This window comes from Streptomyces sp. NPDC046939, assembly GCF_040644575.1.
Lineage (GTDB): Bacteria > Actinomycetota > Actinomycetes > Streptomycetales > Streptomycetaceae > Streptomyces.
Genome location: NZ_JBEYWV010000001.1, coordinates 81,207 through 94,765, shown reverse-complemented (window position 1 = coordinate 94,765; position 13,559 = coordinate 81,207). Strand labels below are relative to the sequence as shown.

Here is a 13,559-nt window from a genome sequence, read left to right as displayed (position 1 = left end):
TCGGCCCTGCGGCGTCACGTCACCAGGGGCGTCGGCGCTCCTCGACGTACCGGGCCAGGTTCGCCAGGGCCATGCGGGTGCCCGTCTCGTTGTCGGCGGCGGGGACGGCGTCGGGGATGCCCGTGTGGACGAGGAGCACGTCGGTGCCGCCGTCGGCCGGGGTCAGCGTGGTGGTCATCGTCATGGTGCCGCGCAGCGCGGGGTCGTCGGTCTCGAAGGCGAGCTCCTCGACGACCAGCTCGTCCGGGACGATCCGTACGAACGTGCCGGAGTACGTGTCGGTGTGCGCGCCCGACTTGCCGGTGGCCGTGGGGGTGTCGTAGGTGAGCGAGATCCGGAACCGGCCGCCCTCGCGCGCCTCGAAGGTGTGGACCCGGCCGCGCATCCCGTCCGGCGTCCGCCACGCGGCGACCGCGTCGGCGTCGAGGAGGGCGTGGTGGACGGCGGCGGGCGGGGCGTCGACGTGCCGGGACATCCGCGTCTCGTACATGGTGCAAGGCTAGCCGGGGTCAGTAGCGCTCCGCCGTGCCCAGGTACTGCTCGGCGAAGGCGGCGGCGGCGTGGCGTGAGGTGAACAGGCGGCGGAGCCGGGCCAGGGTGGTGCCCGTGCGGAACGGGTCGCCCGTGGCCGTCCCGTGGTAGAGCTCGGAGAGCCACTGGGAGAACTCCTGGTAGTCCCAGACGCGGCGCAGGCAGGCTTGCGAGTAGGCGCGCAGCCGGGCCTCGCCGTCCGGGGATCCGTGGAGGTGGGCCGTGAGGGCGTCGCCGAGGAGGAAGGCGTCGTGCAGGGCCAGGTTCATGCCCTTGGCGGCGATCGGGGCGACCAGGTGCGCGGCGTCGCCGGCCAGGAAGAGGCGGCCGTGGCGCATGGGCTCGACGACGTAGTCGTGCATGTCGAGGACGCGCTTCTCGATGAGCGGGCCCTCGACGAGGGGCGCGGCGCCGTCCGCCGCGAGGCGCCGGTGGAGCTGGTCCCAGACGTGCTCCTTCGGCCAGGAGTCCGGGTCGTCGCCGGGCGGGCACTGGAGGTAGTAGCGGGTGACGTCGGGGCCGCGCGGCATCTGGCCCGCGAAGCCGTCGGGGTGCATGCCGAACAGTACGGAGTCCGCCGAGGGCGGCGCCTGCGCGAGCAGCGCCAGCCAGCCGATGCCGTAGTCGTGCCGTGCGACGCGGACCCGGGCGGCAGGCAGCGCCCCGCGGCTCACACCGCGCGCGCCGTCGCACCCGGCGACGAAGTCGCAGCGCAGGACTTCGCGGCGGCCGGTGTCCGGGCAGGTGTAGGAGACCGAGGGGCGGGCGGTGTCGACGGCGTGAAGCCGTACGTCGCGGACGGCGAAGCGGATGGCGCCGCCGCGCACGTCGGCGTACTCGCGCACGAGGTCGGTCACGAGGAGCGGCTGCGGGTAGACGAAGTGGTGACGGCCCGTCAGTTCGCCGTACGGGAAGCGGTGGCGCTCACCCTCGAAGCGGAACTCGCACGCGGTGTGCCGCTCCGCGCGCGCGAGCAGATTCGCGGCGAGGCCGCGCCGGTCCAGGCCGTGGACCGCCCACTCCTCGATGACGCCCGCGCGGGGCCGCTGTTCGATGAAGGCACGGGTCTCGCACTCCAGGACCACGCAGTCGATCCCGGCGGCGCGCAGGACGTTGCCGACGGTGAGCCCGGCGGGGCCGGCTCCCACGATCACGACCGGGACGGGGTGCTCGGGAGGGGTCACGCGGCCATTATGGCGACGCTCCCGTCGTGCGCCAGGCCCCTGTTCACGGCGTATCGCCCTGCCAGACGAAGCGGCGCCCGTCCGCGCCCAAAGGCCCGTACAGGGCGCGCCCGCCCGGTCCGAACGCGCCCAGCTCGGTCGGCAGGGCGAGGGGCGCGGCCTCCTGCTCGGCGGGCCGGTCCGTGATGTCCAGGAGGAGTCCGTCCAAGGGGCCGCCGACCAACTGTGCGTAAGCGCGGCCGGGCCGCGGACCCGCGTCCTCGTGGTCCGCGCCGTACACCCTGCCGCGCATGAACTCCTGTTCGTCCATGACCCCACCCTCGCAGCCGCCACTGACAACGCCGATGAGGCAGACTCCCGGCATGAGTGAGATCGAACAGAAGAATGACCTGCTCCTGTATCTGCAGCAGGCCCGTGACGCCGTGCTGTGGAAGCTCGAAGGGCTGTCGGAGTACGACGTCCGGCGTCCTCTCACCCCGACCGGAACGAATCTGCTCGGCCTGGTCAAGCACCTGACCATGGTGGAGCTGGGGTACTTCTGCCTCACGTTCGGCAGACCGCACGACGTGCCGATGCCGCCCCCGGACGAGGACTCGTACGCCACCCCCGACGAGTCCCGTGAACTGATCGTGGAGCGGTACCGGCGGGCCTGGACGTACGCGGACGCCACGCTGAAGGAGCTGCCCCTGGACACGGTCGGCTCGGTGCCGTGGTGGGAGGAGGGCAAGCGGGAGGTGACGCTCCATCACGTCCTGGTCCGGGTCCTCGGGGACACCCAGCGCCACGCGGGACACGCCGACGTCCTGCGCGAGGGCCTGGACGGGGCGGTGGGCTGGCGCGAGGACAACGACAGCCTGCCGTCCCGGGACCCGGCGTTCTGGCGCGCCTACCACGACCGGCTCCAGGGCCTGGCCGAGCAGGTCAGGGACCGGTAGCGGGGGTCAGCCCTCGCGGTGGCGGAGCAGCAGCATCGCCGCGTCGTCGCGGAGCGGCCCCTTCGCGTGGTCCACGAGGTCGGTGCGCAGGCGCTCGATGGCGGCCTCCGCGTCGGGGTCCTTGAGCAGGGCGACGCGGTCGGCGAGCGGATAGAAGTCCCCGGCGCCGTCGCGCGCCTCGCTCACCCCGTCGGTGTAGAGGAGGATCTGGTCGCCGGGCGCGAAGTCGACGGAGTACGGGGCGGGCTGCTCCCCGCCCTGCACGCCGATGCCGAGCGGCAGCGCGTACGCGGGCGGCTCCGGGAACAGGGTGGAGCCGTCGGCGCGGACGATCAGCGGCGCGGGGTGGCCGAAGTTGAGGAACGTGACGTGGCGGCCGCCCGCCGGGACCTCGACGAGGAGGGCGCTGACGAACCGCTCGCCGTCCAGCTCCCGGTCGACGGCGCGGGCGAGGCGGCGCCCGAGCCCGGCCAGTTCGGGCTCGTCGTGGGCGGCCTCGCGGAAGGCGCCGAGGACGAGCGCCGCCGTCTCGACGGCTTCGAGGCCCTTGCCCTGGACGTCGCCGATGAGCGCCCGCGTCGCCCCGGCGGCGACCACGACCTCGTACAGGTCGCCGCCGATCCGGGCCTGCGCCACGGCGGAGGTGTAGGAGACGGCGACACGCAGTTCGCCCGCGACGCGGGGCACGGGCCGCAGCAGGACGCGCTGGGCGACCTCGGCGATGGAGCGGACGCTGGCCAGTTCGGCGTCGCGCCGCTCCCGTGAGGCGACGGCGAGCAGACCCGCCGCGGTGACCCCGGCGACGCTCGCCGCCGCGATGTAGACGCGCCGCTTGCCGAGCTCTCCCTCGGAGGCGGCGAGCAGAACGCAGAGCAGGACGGCGAGGGCGCCGATGCGGGCGGTGCGCCGCTTGCTGCCGACGAGGCCCGCGAAGGCGGGCCCGAGCGACATCAGGGGCAGCAGACCGAACCCGGCGGGGGTGCCCAGTTCGACGGAGGCCACCAGCGCCATCACGCAGTACGGCAGCGCGGGCAGCACCCGCCCGTCACGGCGCGTCGTCCCGTTCATCGCTCCCCCGCCCGAACGTCTCGTCCGTCTCTTCCGTCGGTTCCTGAGCGTATGCGTGTTTTCTTGGGGCTTGATGAGGATCGCGCGATGTCGTTACGCGATCGCGTCGTTGTCCGTCAGGGGCGCACCCGCTCCGAGGGCCTGACGGCGCGCGCCGCGGAGTGCAGCGACTTCAGCGCGACGAGCAGCAGCCCGATGTCGTCCAGGTAGATCGGGTCGGGCAGCAGGTCGACCGGGGAGATCGTGTAGATCACCGCGGTCCAGAACAGAGCCTTGCTGCGCAGCGGGATGCCCGCCTCCCTCAGCAGCTTGCGCGCCTGGAAGACACGTACGAGCAGGTAGACCGCGGCCACCAGCATCACCACGGCCGCGACCGTCGCGAGGACGAACCACGTCTCGCCGTCCATCAGTCGTCCACCCCTGTCGGCTTGCCGGTCCTGACACCCGCGCTCACGGCAGGATGGAGTCCACGTACCCGCCATCCACCCGGACCGCACCTCCGGTCGTCGCCGAAGCCTGGTCGGAGCTGAGGTAGACGACCATGTTGGCGATCTCCTCGGGCTCGATCAGGCGCTGGAGCAGCGACTGCGGTCGGTGCTCGCGCATAAAGGCTTTCTGCGCCTCGTCCCAGGGCAGGTCGCGGTCGACCAGTTCGTACACGAAGTCCTCGACGCCGCCGGTGTGGGTGGGGCCCGCGAGCACCGAGTTCACGGTGACGCCGGTGCCCGCCGCGCGCTTGGCGAAGCCGCGGCTCACCGAGAGCAGGGCCGTCTTGGACATGCCGTAGTGGATCATCTCGGCGGGGACGACGACGGCGGAGTCGCTGGCGATGTACTGCACCCGGCCCCAGCCGCGCTCCATCATGCCGGGCAGGAACATGCGGGTGAGGCGGACGCCCGCGAGGACGTTGACCTCGAAGTAGCGGCGCCACTCGTCGTCACTGATCTCCAGCGGCTCGGCGGAGCCGAAGACGCCGAGGTTGTTGACGAGGATGTCGACCTCGGGCAGTGCCTCGGCGACGCTCCGCGCACCCTCCTCGGAGGCGACGTCCGCGACGACCGGCACCAGCTCGGCGCCGGGCGCCCGCGCGGCCAGCTCGGCGACGGCCTCCTCCACCCGGCCGGCCGAACGCCCGTTGACGCCGACGCGCGCGCCGGCCCGCGCCAGGCCCGTGGCGATGGCCGCGCCGATCCCCTGAGTGGAGCCGGTGACGAGGGCGGTGCGCCCCTTCAGATCGATCCGCATGTCCGGTGTCCTTCGTTCCGTGTCCGTCGTGCCGTGCCTTTTGCGGGGGGTGCCGGGGCGGGTGAGGATGTGGACCGACGGGGGGCCGGAACCGAATCCGTGGAGGCCCCGCCGTGCTCATCATCGCCGCGATGGTCCTGGGAGCGCTCAGCGTGCTCTGCGTGGGCGTCATCGTCCGCCAGTGCGCGACGGACGACATCACCCTCGGCCCGCCGGTGCTCGCGCTCGTGGCGGCCTTCACCTCGGTCGCGCTGATGCTGACCGCCACCGCCCACGGGCACTGAGCGCCTCCGAGCCGTCCTCAGAGCCGGTCGAGGTCGTCCGGGTCCTCGTCGACCACGTGGACCGCCGCCTCCTCGGCCGACGCGGCGCCGCCGTCGATGCCGACGTCCTCGGCCACCATGTCCTTCTCGGCGTCCTCGTGGGCGCCCTCGTCCGGGGCCAGGAGACGCCCCGAGCGGTCGTAGCCGACCTCGTCGTCTACGGGCTCGCCCTCGCCGCCCTCCAGGTCGCCGATCTCGTCGTCCTCCTCCTCGCCGGACTCCAGGGCCTCGTACTCGTCCACCACGGGGTCCGGGCGCTCCTCCGCGAGCCGCTCGTCCAGGGTCTCCCCCTCGCGCTGCTCGGCGGCCGTGGTGCCCTTGTGGTTCACGCCGAGCGGCCGCTCCGGCGGGGAGTACCCCTCGTCGTGCGGGTCGACGCCACGGTCCAGGAGGGTGTCCTCCGCCTCCCAGGTGCCCTCGTCGTCACGCGCCTCCGGCTCCTCGCTCGGCTGGTAGACCTCGTCGCCCATGAGCGCGTCGTCGTTCCCGTCGGTCATGCCGTGTCACCTCGTCTCTTTCCGCCCCGTAGGACTGCGTCCCCCGTTCCGGTCACGTAACCAGCCTGCGCCAGGTCACGCATGTCGGCCGCTTATCCGCTCATCCGGGGCGCAATCACCTCAGGTCACACGAGACTCAGAGGGCGTGCGGCACCACGACCACCTGCACGTCGTCCTCGTACACCACGCGGCCGGGGTCGGCCGAGACGACGCGGCGCCAGGCGACGCCGTGCGCGTCGAGGATCTCCAGATAGCCGGGGAGCCGCTCGAAGAGGTGGGTGGCCGTCGGCTTGAACCAGGCGGTGGCGCCCGGGTTCACCCCCGGGTCGTAGACCGTCGGGTCGACGGTGGAGGGGTCGGTGTACGCGGTGTCGTACCAGGCGTTGTTCTCGCGGCGGAAACGCTCCTGCTCGGGGGTGAGCCTGCCTTCCCGGCCGAGGTTGTTGACCAGGCCGAACACTCCCTTGTGATGGCCTCGGTCATCGGGTGTGGCGGCTTGGTAGCGGGCGTACTCGATCGTCATCGGGCGATCTTTTCAGGTCTTGGCGTCCGCCCCCAGTTCGATGTCGTGGCGCACCGTCCCCGAGGGGTCCGCGACGGTGACGAGTTCGGCGCGCGGCGCGTGCCGGGAGCCGGAGACGACGAGGGTGTGGGTGCCCGCGGGCAACCCCTCGACCACGTAACCGCCCGCTGTCACCGGCGCCTTGGCGAGGCGTTTGCCGCGGGCGCGGGCGCACGGTGCTGCGGCTCGTTCCAGGCGGCCATGAGGGAGCGGGCGCGCCGCTGCATCGGGGTGGCCGGGGGCTGCGCGGTGCGGCCCTCGGTGGCGACGGGGAGGCCGGCCTGTTCGGCGTAGGCGGCCATGGTCTCGTCGAGGGCGTCGAGCTCGCGCAGCGCGGTGGCGAGGCGGCGGGCGCGGAGGCCGGGTGCGGCGGCGGGGGCGAGTTCGGCCTCCAGTTCGCGGACGAGGGGGCTGATGCGCCGCCAGGTGCCGGGGCCGGTCCCGGTCCCGGTGCTGTCGGGTTCGCCGCTCGCGAAGAAGCGGTCCAGTTCCTTGAGGGACGCGGTGAGGGTGGTGGTGATCAGCCGGGCGCGTCCGGCGAGCCGGGGTGCCAGGTCGACGTCGATGTCGGCGGCGAAGGCCAGCGTCCTGGCGTGTCCGGTGGCGGTGGCGAGGAGCGCGGCGCGGTGCTCGGCGGCGGGCCCGCGCACGCCGAGCGGCATCCGCACGAGGGGTCGTAGGACGCTCTGGACCTGGCTCAGGGCGGCGTCCACGGCGCGGGCGGCGCCGCGCAGGCGGACCGGTTCCCCGGGCCGGGACCAGCGCTGCTCCACCTGCATGACTACTTGGGCGAGCGCGTCGACGTAGCCGCGTTCGGCCTCCTTGACGACGGTGCGGCGCGACAGCGGGAAGATCAGGGCGGCACAGGCGGTGGCGACGAGGACGCCGATGCCGTTGTCGAGGAGCCGCTCGCCGAGCAGGTGGTTCATGCCGCTGTCGGGTGTGGTCAGGGCGTAGAGCTGGACGAGGGCGACGACGAGGCCGACGACCCAGCAGGCGTAGGCGCGCTGCATGCCCCAGGCGCCGAAGGCGAGTGCGGCGACGATGACGGCGAGGGTGGCGTGGACGTGGTCGCGGCCGATGAGGTGCAGGACGACGATGCCGAGGACGGCGCCGATGGCGGTGCCGACCATGCGGTGGCCGAACTTGCGCAGGCGTTCGTGGGTGGTGTGGGTGCCGAACAGCGTGATCATGACGCCCATCAGGCCCCAGTAGAAGCGGTGCGGGTCGATGGCGTCGGCGATCGGGCAGACGATCGCGGCGGCGACGGCGGCGTGCGCGGGGACGCGGACGAAGGGGATGACGCGGCGCCAGCCGGTCTCCGAGCCCGCTTCGAGGACGCGCCCCACCGGGCCCGCCGAGCCGGGCAGCCGGTTGTTCTCCAGGGCGACGCTCGGCTGGAAGGGGACGTCGGCGGCGCTGGTGGAGGTGGTGCGGCCGAGGGTGAGCCAGTCGCGCAGCGAGTCGGCGAGCGACTCCAGGAGGTGGCCGACGCGACGGGCGAGGACGGCGGCCTCGACGTCGTCGGCCGGTGCGGCGGCGTCGCGCAGGATCGTCTCGGCGCTCTCCCGGACGCGGGCCGCGACCGGCCGCAGCCCCTCGGCCTGGCCGAGGGGGGTGTCGCGGGCGAGGACGAGGCCGACGGCGAGGGCTTCGCGCAGCGGTGCGGGGACGGGGCGGCGGGTCAGTTCGGTGGTGGCCTGGCCGATGCCGCGCAGGGCGAGTTCGGCGTCGAAGAGGTGGCGGTGCAGGAGTTCGGCGGCGGCCGGGTCGGCGGCGACCTCCGGCTGGGCGAGGCGGCCGTCGATGGTGACGGTGGTGATGTTCAGGCGGCGCAGGGAGCGGTCCATGCGGCGCACGGCGCGTTCGGGGTCGGCGTCGGGGTCGAGCGCGTCGACGGCGGCGTCGGCGACCCGGCGGGCTTCCACGACAAAGGCCCGCTGGGTGCGGAGCAGGTCCTCGCGGGGCATCGGGTAGCAGAGCAGGAGCCGGGTGGCGAGGACGGCGGCGGCGCAGACCAGGGCGACGGCGAACGCCTTGCCGACGAGCGCGGCGGGGATGCCCGCGAGCATGCCGATCATCAGGCCGTTGAACAGCATCATGCCGGTGAGCAGCGCCGGCTGCCCGAAGCGGGCGAGGAAGAAGGTGAGGACGAGCGCGCCGATCATGAGGACCATCTGTGCGGTGCGCTGCCCGTTCAGGCTCGCGCACAGCCACAGCGCGGCGGTGTAGGGGAACGGCATCCACAGGATGGCGCGGGCGAGCCGGTCCCAGGTGTTCTCGGCGACGGCGAACGCGCTCATCAGGCCCGTCATCCCCGCGACCATCATGCCGATCATGTCGGGGATGTGGAGCGCCCCGGCCATGGCGTGTCCGACGGCCAGGGAGGTGGCCATGGCGACCAGCGACCGCCAGCCGGCCTGGAGCTGGCCGAGCCCCGGATCGGCCGCGAGCACCCAGTCCCACCATCTGCGCGGCCCCGCGACCCGGTGGGGCGCGAGGCCGGCGGGCGCGAAGTGGGGGGTGGTGGCGGTCTCCGGCAGGGTCTCCGGGGTGGTCAACTGGCCTCCGCTTCCATGGCGTCCAGGAGTACGGCGATGGCTTCGCGCGCGGCGCGGACCGCGCGCTCGGAGTCGTCGATGCCGCCGTCGAGGGCGGTGAGCAGGGCGTGCGCCATGCGCCGGCGGCCGCGTTCGAGCAGATCGCGGCCGTCGGACGTGAGCGACGTCCGCACCGCGCGCCGGTCGTCCGGGCAGCGCTGCCGCTCCACGAGTCCGGCCTCTTGGAGCTTCTGCAGGATCACGGTGGTGCGGGGCTGCGCCATGCCGGTCGCGGCGGCCAGTTCGGTCACCCGGCGCGGGCCCGCCTCCAGCGCGTCGAGCAGGGCGGCCTGGCTGCGGGTGAGCCCGTAGTCACCGGCCCGGAAGAGGGCCTGGGTGAGCTGACCGATCCCGCGCAGCAGGCCGTGGGCGGCGCCCTCGATCCGCTGGGCCTCGACGGACCCCGAGGATAGATGCATGTGGAAATTATATACATGCGGTATACAAACAACTGACGCGGCTCCCTGGGCCCCTCCCCCGGCCGCCCCCACGGTGGGAGAATCCGGGCGTGGACGGAGGGATCCTCGAACGGGATCTCGAACTGGACCGGCTGGCGCGCGCCGTGCGGGACGCCGCGACCGGTGCGGGCTCCGTCGTGCTCGTCCTCGGCGAGGCCGGGATCGGCAAGTCGTCCCTGGTGCGGGCGGTGCCGGGGATACTGCCGCGCGGCGCCCGCTTCCTGGTCGGACAGTGCGACGACCTGGCCACGGGCCGCCCGCTCGGCCCCCTGCGCGACCTCGTCGGCAGCGTCGGCGGCGAACTGGCGCGGGCGCTGCGCGACGCGAGCGACCGGCACCGGGTCCACGAGGCGCTCCGCGCCGAGCTGGCCGCCGCCCCGCACCCCGTGGTCCTCGTCGTCGAGGACGTGCACTGGGCGGACGAGGCGTCCCTCGACGCCCTGCGCTATCTGGTGCGCCGCGTCGAGAAGCTGCCCGCCGTCCTCGTCCTCACCTACCGCGACGACCAGCTGGGCCGCGGCCATCCGCTGCGCCAGCTCCTCGGGCTCGTCTCGGGGGCGGCCCGGGTGCACCGGCTGCCGCTCGCCCCGCTCTCGCCCGACGCCGTACGCGTCCTGAGCGCGGCGGCCGACCTCGATCCGGCGCAGGTCTACACGGTGACGTCGGGCAACCCGTTCTTCGTCGCCGAGGTGATCGCGGCGGGCGACACCGGGGACGTGCCGCCGACCGTCGTCGACGCCGTACTGGCCCGGCTGCGCGGCCTCACCGACCCCACCAGGGACGCCCTCGAACAGCTCGCCGTGGTGCCGTCGGCGGTGGAGCGGCCGCTCGTGGACACCCTGCTGGCCCACGACGACGACGCGCTCGCGGCGGCCGAACAGGCCGGGCTCCTCGTCGTGACCGCGGACCGGGTGGCGTTCCGGCACGAGATCATCCGGCGGGCGGTCGCCGACTCGCTGCCCACGGCGCGCCGCATCGCGCTCGACCGGGCCGTGCTCGCCGCGCTGGCCGCCACCCCCGACGCGGACCCGTCCCGGATCGTGCACCACGCGGCGGCGGCCGGGGACGCCGAGGCGGTGGTGCGGTTCGGACCCGGGGCCGCCCGGGACGCCACGCGGGCGGGCGCGCACCGCGAGGCCGCCGCCCATCTGCGGCTCGTCCTGCGCCACCGGCACCGCTTCCGCGCCGCCGAACGGGCCCACCTCCTGGAGCGGTTCGCCGTCGAGAGCTACACCATCGGGGACTCCGAGGCCGCCGTCTCCGCGCAGCGCGACGCCGTCGCGCTCCGCCGCGAAGAGGGTGACCTGCGGGCGCTCGGGGCGGATCTGCGCTGGCTGTCCCGCATCCACTGGTGGGCGGGGGACGCGGCCGCCGCCGAGGCCGCCGCACGCGAGGCGCTGACCGTCCTTGAGGAGGCGGGGGACGAACGGCTGCTCGCGCTCGCGCTGAGCAACACGGCGCAACTGCGCATGCTGGCCGACGAGTACGCGCAGGCCGTCGACTACGGCGAGCGCGCCATGGCCCTGGCCCGCGCGGTCGACGACAAGCCGATCCTGACGCACGCGCTCAACAACGTCGGCAGCGCACGGTGGCGCTCGGGCGACCCGTCCGGGCAGCGGCAGTTGGAGGAGAGCCTGCGCGTCGCCCTGTCCGCCGGCGAGACCGACCACGCGTGCCGCGCGTACGCCAACATCGTCTGGTTCCTCCTCGACGACCTGCGCCTCGCCGACGCCGACCGGTTCCTGACGCCCGCCATCGACCTCGCGGACCGCGCCGAGCACCTGGGCTTCCTCACGTACTTCGAGGTCGAGCGGGCGCTGCACCGGTTCGCCGTGGGCGACTGGGCGGCGGCCGAACGGTTCGCGCTGCTCGGCACCGATGTCTTCCCGCCCGCCCGCTGCCCCGCGCTCACCGTCCTCGCCCGCATCCGCATCCGGCGCGGCACGCCGGGCGGCGACGACCTCCTCGACCAGGCGTGGCGGATCGCCGTCGGCACCCGGGAGCTCCAGCGCACCGCGCCCGTGGCGGCGGCCCGCGCGGAGGCCGCCTGGCTGCGCGGCGACCCGGCGGGCGTCGTCGCCGCCGTCGAACCGGTCCGCGCCCACGCGAGGACGCTGCCCGCCCCGCCGCACCTGCCCGAACTCGGCTACTGGCTGACCAAGGCGGGCCGGACGGTGGCACCCAGCGGCTCGCGGCACCCGTACGCGCTCCAGGCGGCGGGCCAGTGGGACAAGGCGGCCCGGCTCTGGCAGGAGGCCGGGTGCCCGTACGAGCACGCGGCGGCCCTCGCGGAGAGCCCCGACCCGGCGGACAAGCTGAGCGCGCTCACCGCCCTCGACTCCCTCGGCGCGCTGCCGCTCGCCCGCCGCGTCAGGGCCGAACTGCGCGCGCTCGGCGTACGGCACGTGCCGCGCGGCCCGCACGCGGCGACGCGCCGCAACCCGGCGGGCCTGACGGCACGCCAGCTCCAGGTCGTCCGGTTCCTCGCGGAGGGGCTGACCAACCAGGAGATCGCGGACCGGCTCGTCGTCTCCGTCCGCACGGTCGACAACCACGTCCGCGCGGTCCTGGAGAAGCTGGACGCGCCCACCCGCCGCCGGGCCGCCGCGCGCGCCCGGGAGCTCGGGCTGCTCGACGGGGACAGAACGTAGGTAGCGGACGGGCCGAAGGTGGGTGCCCGGCACGCATGCCGGGACGCGGTCCACGCCCGTAGAACGGGCGCACCACACTCGACATCTCCCGGGGGCCCCGCATGACCGTCACGCCTGCCCAGGCAGCACAACGCGAACTCACCGACTTCCACGGCCGATTGACCGGCCCGGACGACTCCGCGTACGACGCCGCGCGCGCCGTCTACAACGCCATGATCGACCGGCGCCCCGCGCTCGTGGTGCGCTGCGCCGACGCCGGGGACGTCGCCCGCGTCATCGCGTTCGCCCGCCGCCACGGACTGCCGCTCGCCGTGCGCGGCGGGGGGCACCACGGCGCGGGGCTCGGCACCTGCGACGGCGGGGTCGTCGCGGACCTGTCCCTGATGAACTCCGTCGAGGTCGACCCCGCCGCCCGCACCGTGCGCGTCGGCGGCGGTGCCACCTGGGGCCTGGTCGACGCGGCCACGCACGAGCACGGCCTCGCCACCCCCAGCGGCATCATCTCCACCACCGGCGTCGGCGGCCTCGCGCTCGGCGGCGGCCTCGGCCACCTCAGCCGCCGCTTCGGCCTGACCGTCGACAACATCCTGGCCGCCGACGTCGTCCTCGCCGACGGCACACGCGTGCGCGCCGCCGCCGACGAGAACACCGACCTGTACTGGGCGATCCGGGGCGGCGGCGGCAACTTCGGCGTCGTCACCGCCTTCACCTTCCGCCTGCACGCACTGGACACGGTCGTCGCGGGGCCCACCTTCTGGCCCGCCGAGCGGAGCGCCGAGGTCCTCGCCGCCTACCGGGACTTCCTGCCGTCCGCGCCGCGCGACGTCAACGGCTTCTTCATGTACGCGAGCGTGCCGCCCGCGCCGCCGTTCCCCGGGGAACTGCACCTGCGCAAGGTGTGCGCCGTCGTCTGGTGCCACACCCACGGCGACAGCGAGGCGGCGGCCCGCGCGACGGCCCCGCTCCTCGACGCGCTCCCCGAGCCGCTCCTGCACGCCGTCGCACCGATGCCGCACCCGGCGCTGCAATCCATGTTCGACGGCCTCTACCCGCCCGGCGACCAGTGGTACTGGCGGGCCGACTTCGTGCGGGACATCCCCGACGAGGCGGTGGCGCTGCACGCCAAGTTCGGGCCCGAGGCACCGACCCCGCAGTCCACGATGCACCTCTATCCGATCGACGGCGCCGTGCACGACCACGCCGCGTCCGACACCGCCTTCCACTACCGGGACTCCCGGTGGGCGAGCGTCTACGCGGGCGTCGACCCGGACCCGGCCAACGCCGGACTCGTCAAGCGCTGGACGGTCGACTACTTCGACGCGCTGCACCCGTACTCGGCGGGCGGCGCCTACGTGAACATGATGATGGACGAGGGCCAGGAGCGCGTCCGCGCGAGCTACCGGGGCAACTACGCCCGCCTCGCCCGCATCAAGGCGGCGCTCGACCCGGAGAACGTCTTCCGCCTCAACCAGAACATCGAGCCGGACCCGGCGGCCCGCCCCTGA

General features: G+C 74.2%; 15 protein-coding genes. 4 read left to right on the top strand and 11 right to left on the bottom strand.

All coding sequences use genetic code 11. The features are described from left to right. Window positions 1-19: 19 nt before the first annotated feature. The 3 genes from ABZ877_RS00430 to ABZ877_RS00420 are packed head-to-tail and all read right to left on the bottom strand — an operon-like array spanning window position 20 to window position 2,025. On the bottom strand, window positions 20-490 hold the full coding sequence (locus ABZ877_RS00430; RefSeq protein WP_361061844.1) for an SRPBCC domain-containing protein: 471 nt from the start codon (window positions 488-490) through the stop codon (window positions 20-22). A 19-nt stretch (window positions 491-509) separates the two neighbouring features. Further along, window positions 510-1,715 carry a 4-hydroxybenzoate 3-monooxygenase gene (locus tag ABZ877_RS00425; RefSeq protein WP_361061841.1) on the bottom strand — a complete coding sequence of 402 codons (1,206 nt, stop codon included), beginning with the start codon at window positions 1,713-1,715 and terminating at the stop codon, window positions 510-512. A 43-nt stretch (window positions 1,716-1,758) separates the two neighbouring features. Next, a complete protein-coding gene (locus tag ABZ877_RS00420; protein WP_361061838.1) occupies window positions 1,759-2,025 on the bottom strand; it encodes a hypothetical protein in 267 nt (88 codons plus the stop codon). A 52-nt stretch (window positions 2,026-2,077) separates the two neighbouring features. Here ABZ877_RS00420 and ABZ877_RS00415 point away from each other — a divergent pair, with 52 nt between their 5' ends. After that, window positions 2,078-2,650 (top strand): DinB family protein, encoded by a 573-nt coding sequence (locus ABZ877_RS00415; protein ID WP_361061835.1) that lies wholly within the window; start codon window positions 2,078-2,080, stop codon window positions 2,648-2,650. 6 nt (window positions 2,651-2,656) lie between these two features. Here ABZ877_RS00415 and ABZ877_RS00410 read toward each other — a convergent pair whose 3' ends face one another. From ABZ877_RS00410 to ABZ877_RS00400, 3 genes are all read right to left on the bottom strand, one after another. Continuing rightward, a complete protein-coding gene (locus ABZ877_RS00410) occupies window positions 2,657-3,718 on the bottom strand; it encodes a PP2C family protein-serine/threonine phosphatase (RefSeq protein WP_361061833.1) in 1,062 nt (353 codons plus the stop codon). 116 nt (window positions 3,719-3,834) lie between these two features. After that, window positions 3,835-4,125: a YkvA family protein gene (locus ABZ877_RS00405; protein WP_361061830.1), complete on the bottom strand. Its 291-nt coding sequence runs from the start codon at window positions 4,123-4,125 to the stop codon at window positions 3,835-3,837. A gap of 43 nt (window positions 4,126-4,168) precedes the next feature. After that, window positions 4,169-4,963, bottom strand: a complete 795-nt coding sequence (locus ABZ877_RS00400; protein ID WP_361061828.1) for an SDR family oxidoreductase — start codon at window positions 4,961-4,963, stop codon at window positions 4,169-4,171. A 113-nt stretch (window positions 4,964-5,076) separates the two neighbouring features. Here ABZ877_RS00400 and ABZ877_RS00395 point away from each other — a divergent pair, with 113 nt between their 5' ends. Beyond that, on the top strand, window positions 5,077-5,247 hold the full coding sequence (locus tag ABZ877_RS00395) for a hypothetical protein (RefSeq protein ID WP_361061825.1): 171 nt from the start codon (window positions 5,077-5,079) through the stop codon (window positions 5,245-5,247). A gap of 17 nt (window positions 5,248-5,264) precedes the next feature. On the opposite strand, the gene ABZ877_RS00390 is transcribed toward ABZ877_RS00395, so the two are convergent. The 5 genes from ABZ877_RS00390 to ABZ877_RS00370 all read right to left on the bottom strand — a co-directional run bounded on the left by ABZ877_RS00390 (window position 5,265) and on the right by ABZ877_RS00370 (window position 9,364). Continuing rightward, window positions 5,265-5,783 (bottom strand): DUF5709 domain-containing protein, encoded by a 519-nt coding sequence (locus ABZ877_RS00390; RefSeq protein ID WP_361061822.1) that lies wholly within the window; start codon window positions 5,781-5,783, stop codon window positions 5,265-5,267. Between the two features lie 136 nt (window positions 5,784-5,919). Continuing rightward, window positions 5,920-6,306 (bottom strand): hypothetical protein, encoded by a 387-nt coding sequence (locus tag ABZ877_RS00385; protein WP_361061819.1) that lies wholly within the window; start codon window positions 6,304-6,306, stop codon window positions 5,920-5,922. Window positions 6,307-6,318: 12 nt separating this feature from the next. Then, the gene (locus tag ABZ877_RS00380; RefSeq protein ID WP_361061816.1) at window positions 6,319-6,480 is read right to left on the bottom strand and encodes a hypothetical protein; all 162 of its coding nucleotides are present in this window, start codon (window positions 6,478-6,480) and stop codon (window positions 6,319-6,321) included. Next, a complete protein-coding gene (locus ABZ877_RS00375) occupies window positions 6,477-8,906 on the bottom strand; it encodes an FUSC family protein (RefSeq protein ID WP_361061813.1) in 2,430 nt (809 codons plus the stop codon). The genes ABZ877_RS00380 and ABZ877_RS00375 overlap by 4 nt, the downstream gene beginning before the upstream one ends. Continuing rightward, on the bottom strand, window positions 8,903-9,364 hold the full coding sequence (locus ABZ877_RS00370; RefSeq protein WP_361061810.1) for a MarR family transcriptional regulator: 462 nt from the start codon (window positions 9,362-9,364) through the stop codon (window positions 8,903-8,905). The genes ABZ877_RS00375 and ABZ877_RS00370 overlap by 4 nt, the downstream gene beginning before the upstream one ends. Before the next feature lie 89 nt (window positions 9,365-9,453). On the opposite strand from ABZ877_RS00370, the gene ABZ877_RS00365 reads away from it, so the two are divergent. Both ABZ877_RS00365 and ABZ877_RS00360 read left to right on the top strand, forming a co-directional pair. Next, complete coding sequence (locus ABZ877_RS00365; protein WP_361061808.1) at window positions 9,454-12,054, top strand: AAA family ATPase; 2,601 nt, start codon at window positions 9,454-9,456, stop codon at window positions 12,052-12,054. Between the two features lie 101 nt (window positions 12,055-12,155). Further along, the gene (locus tag ABZ877_RS00360) at window positions 12,156-13,559 is read left to right on the top strand and encodes an FAD-binding oxidoreductase (protein ID WP_361061805.1); all 1,404 of its coding nucleotides are present in this window, start codon (window positions 12,156-12,158) and stop codon (window positions 13,557-13,559) included.

Coding starts and splice junctions, on each gene's coding strand:
- ABZ877_RS00430 (WP_361061844.1), bottom strand. CDS start 490: ATGTACGAGACGCGGATGTCCCGGCACGTCGACGCCCCGCCCGCCGCC.
- ABZ877_RS00420 (WP_361061838.1), bottom strand. CDS start 2,025: ATGGACGAACAGGAGTTCATGCGCGGCAGGGTGTACGGCGCGGACCAC.
- ABZ877_RS00415 (WP_361061835.1), top strand. CDS start 2,078: ATGAGTGAGATCGAACAGAAGAATGACCTGCTCCTGTATCTGCAGCAG.
- ABZ877_RS00400 (WP_361061828.1), bottom strand. CDS start 4,963: ATGCGGATCGATCTGAAGGGGCGCACCGCCCTCGTCACCGGCTCCACT.
- ABZ877_RS00370 (WP_361061810.1), bottom strand. CDS start 9,364: ATGCATCTATCCTCGGGGTCCGTCGAGGCCCAGCGGATCGAGGGCGCC.
- ABZ877_RS00405 (WP_361061830.1), bottom strand. CDS start 4,125: ATGGACGGCGAGACGTGGTTCGTCCTCGCGACGGTCGCGGCCGTGGTG.
- ABZ877_RS00410 (WP_361061833.1), bottom strand. CDS start 3,718: ATGAACGGGACGACGCGCCGTGACGGGCGGGTGCTGCCCGCGCTGCCG.
- ABZ877_RS00390 (WP_361061822.1), bottom strand. CDS start 5,783: ATGACCGACGGGAACGACGACGCGCTCATGGGCGACGAGGTCTACCAG.
- ABZ877_RS00360 (WP_361061805.1), top strand. CDS start 12,156: ATGACCGTCACGCCTGCCCAGGCAGCACAACGCGAACTCACCGACTTC.
- ABZ877_RS00385 (WP_361061819.1), bottom strand. CDS start 6,306: ATGACGATCGAGTACGCCCGCTACCAAGCCGCCACACCCGATGACCGA.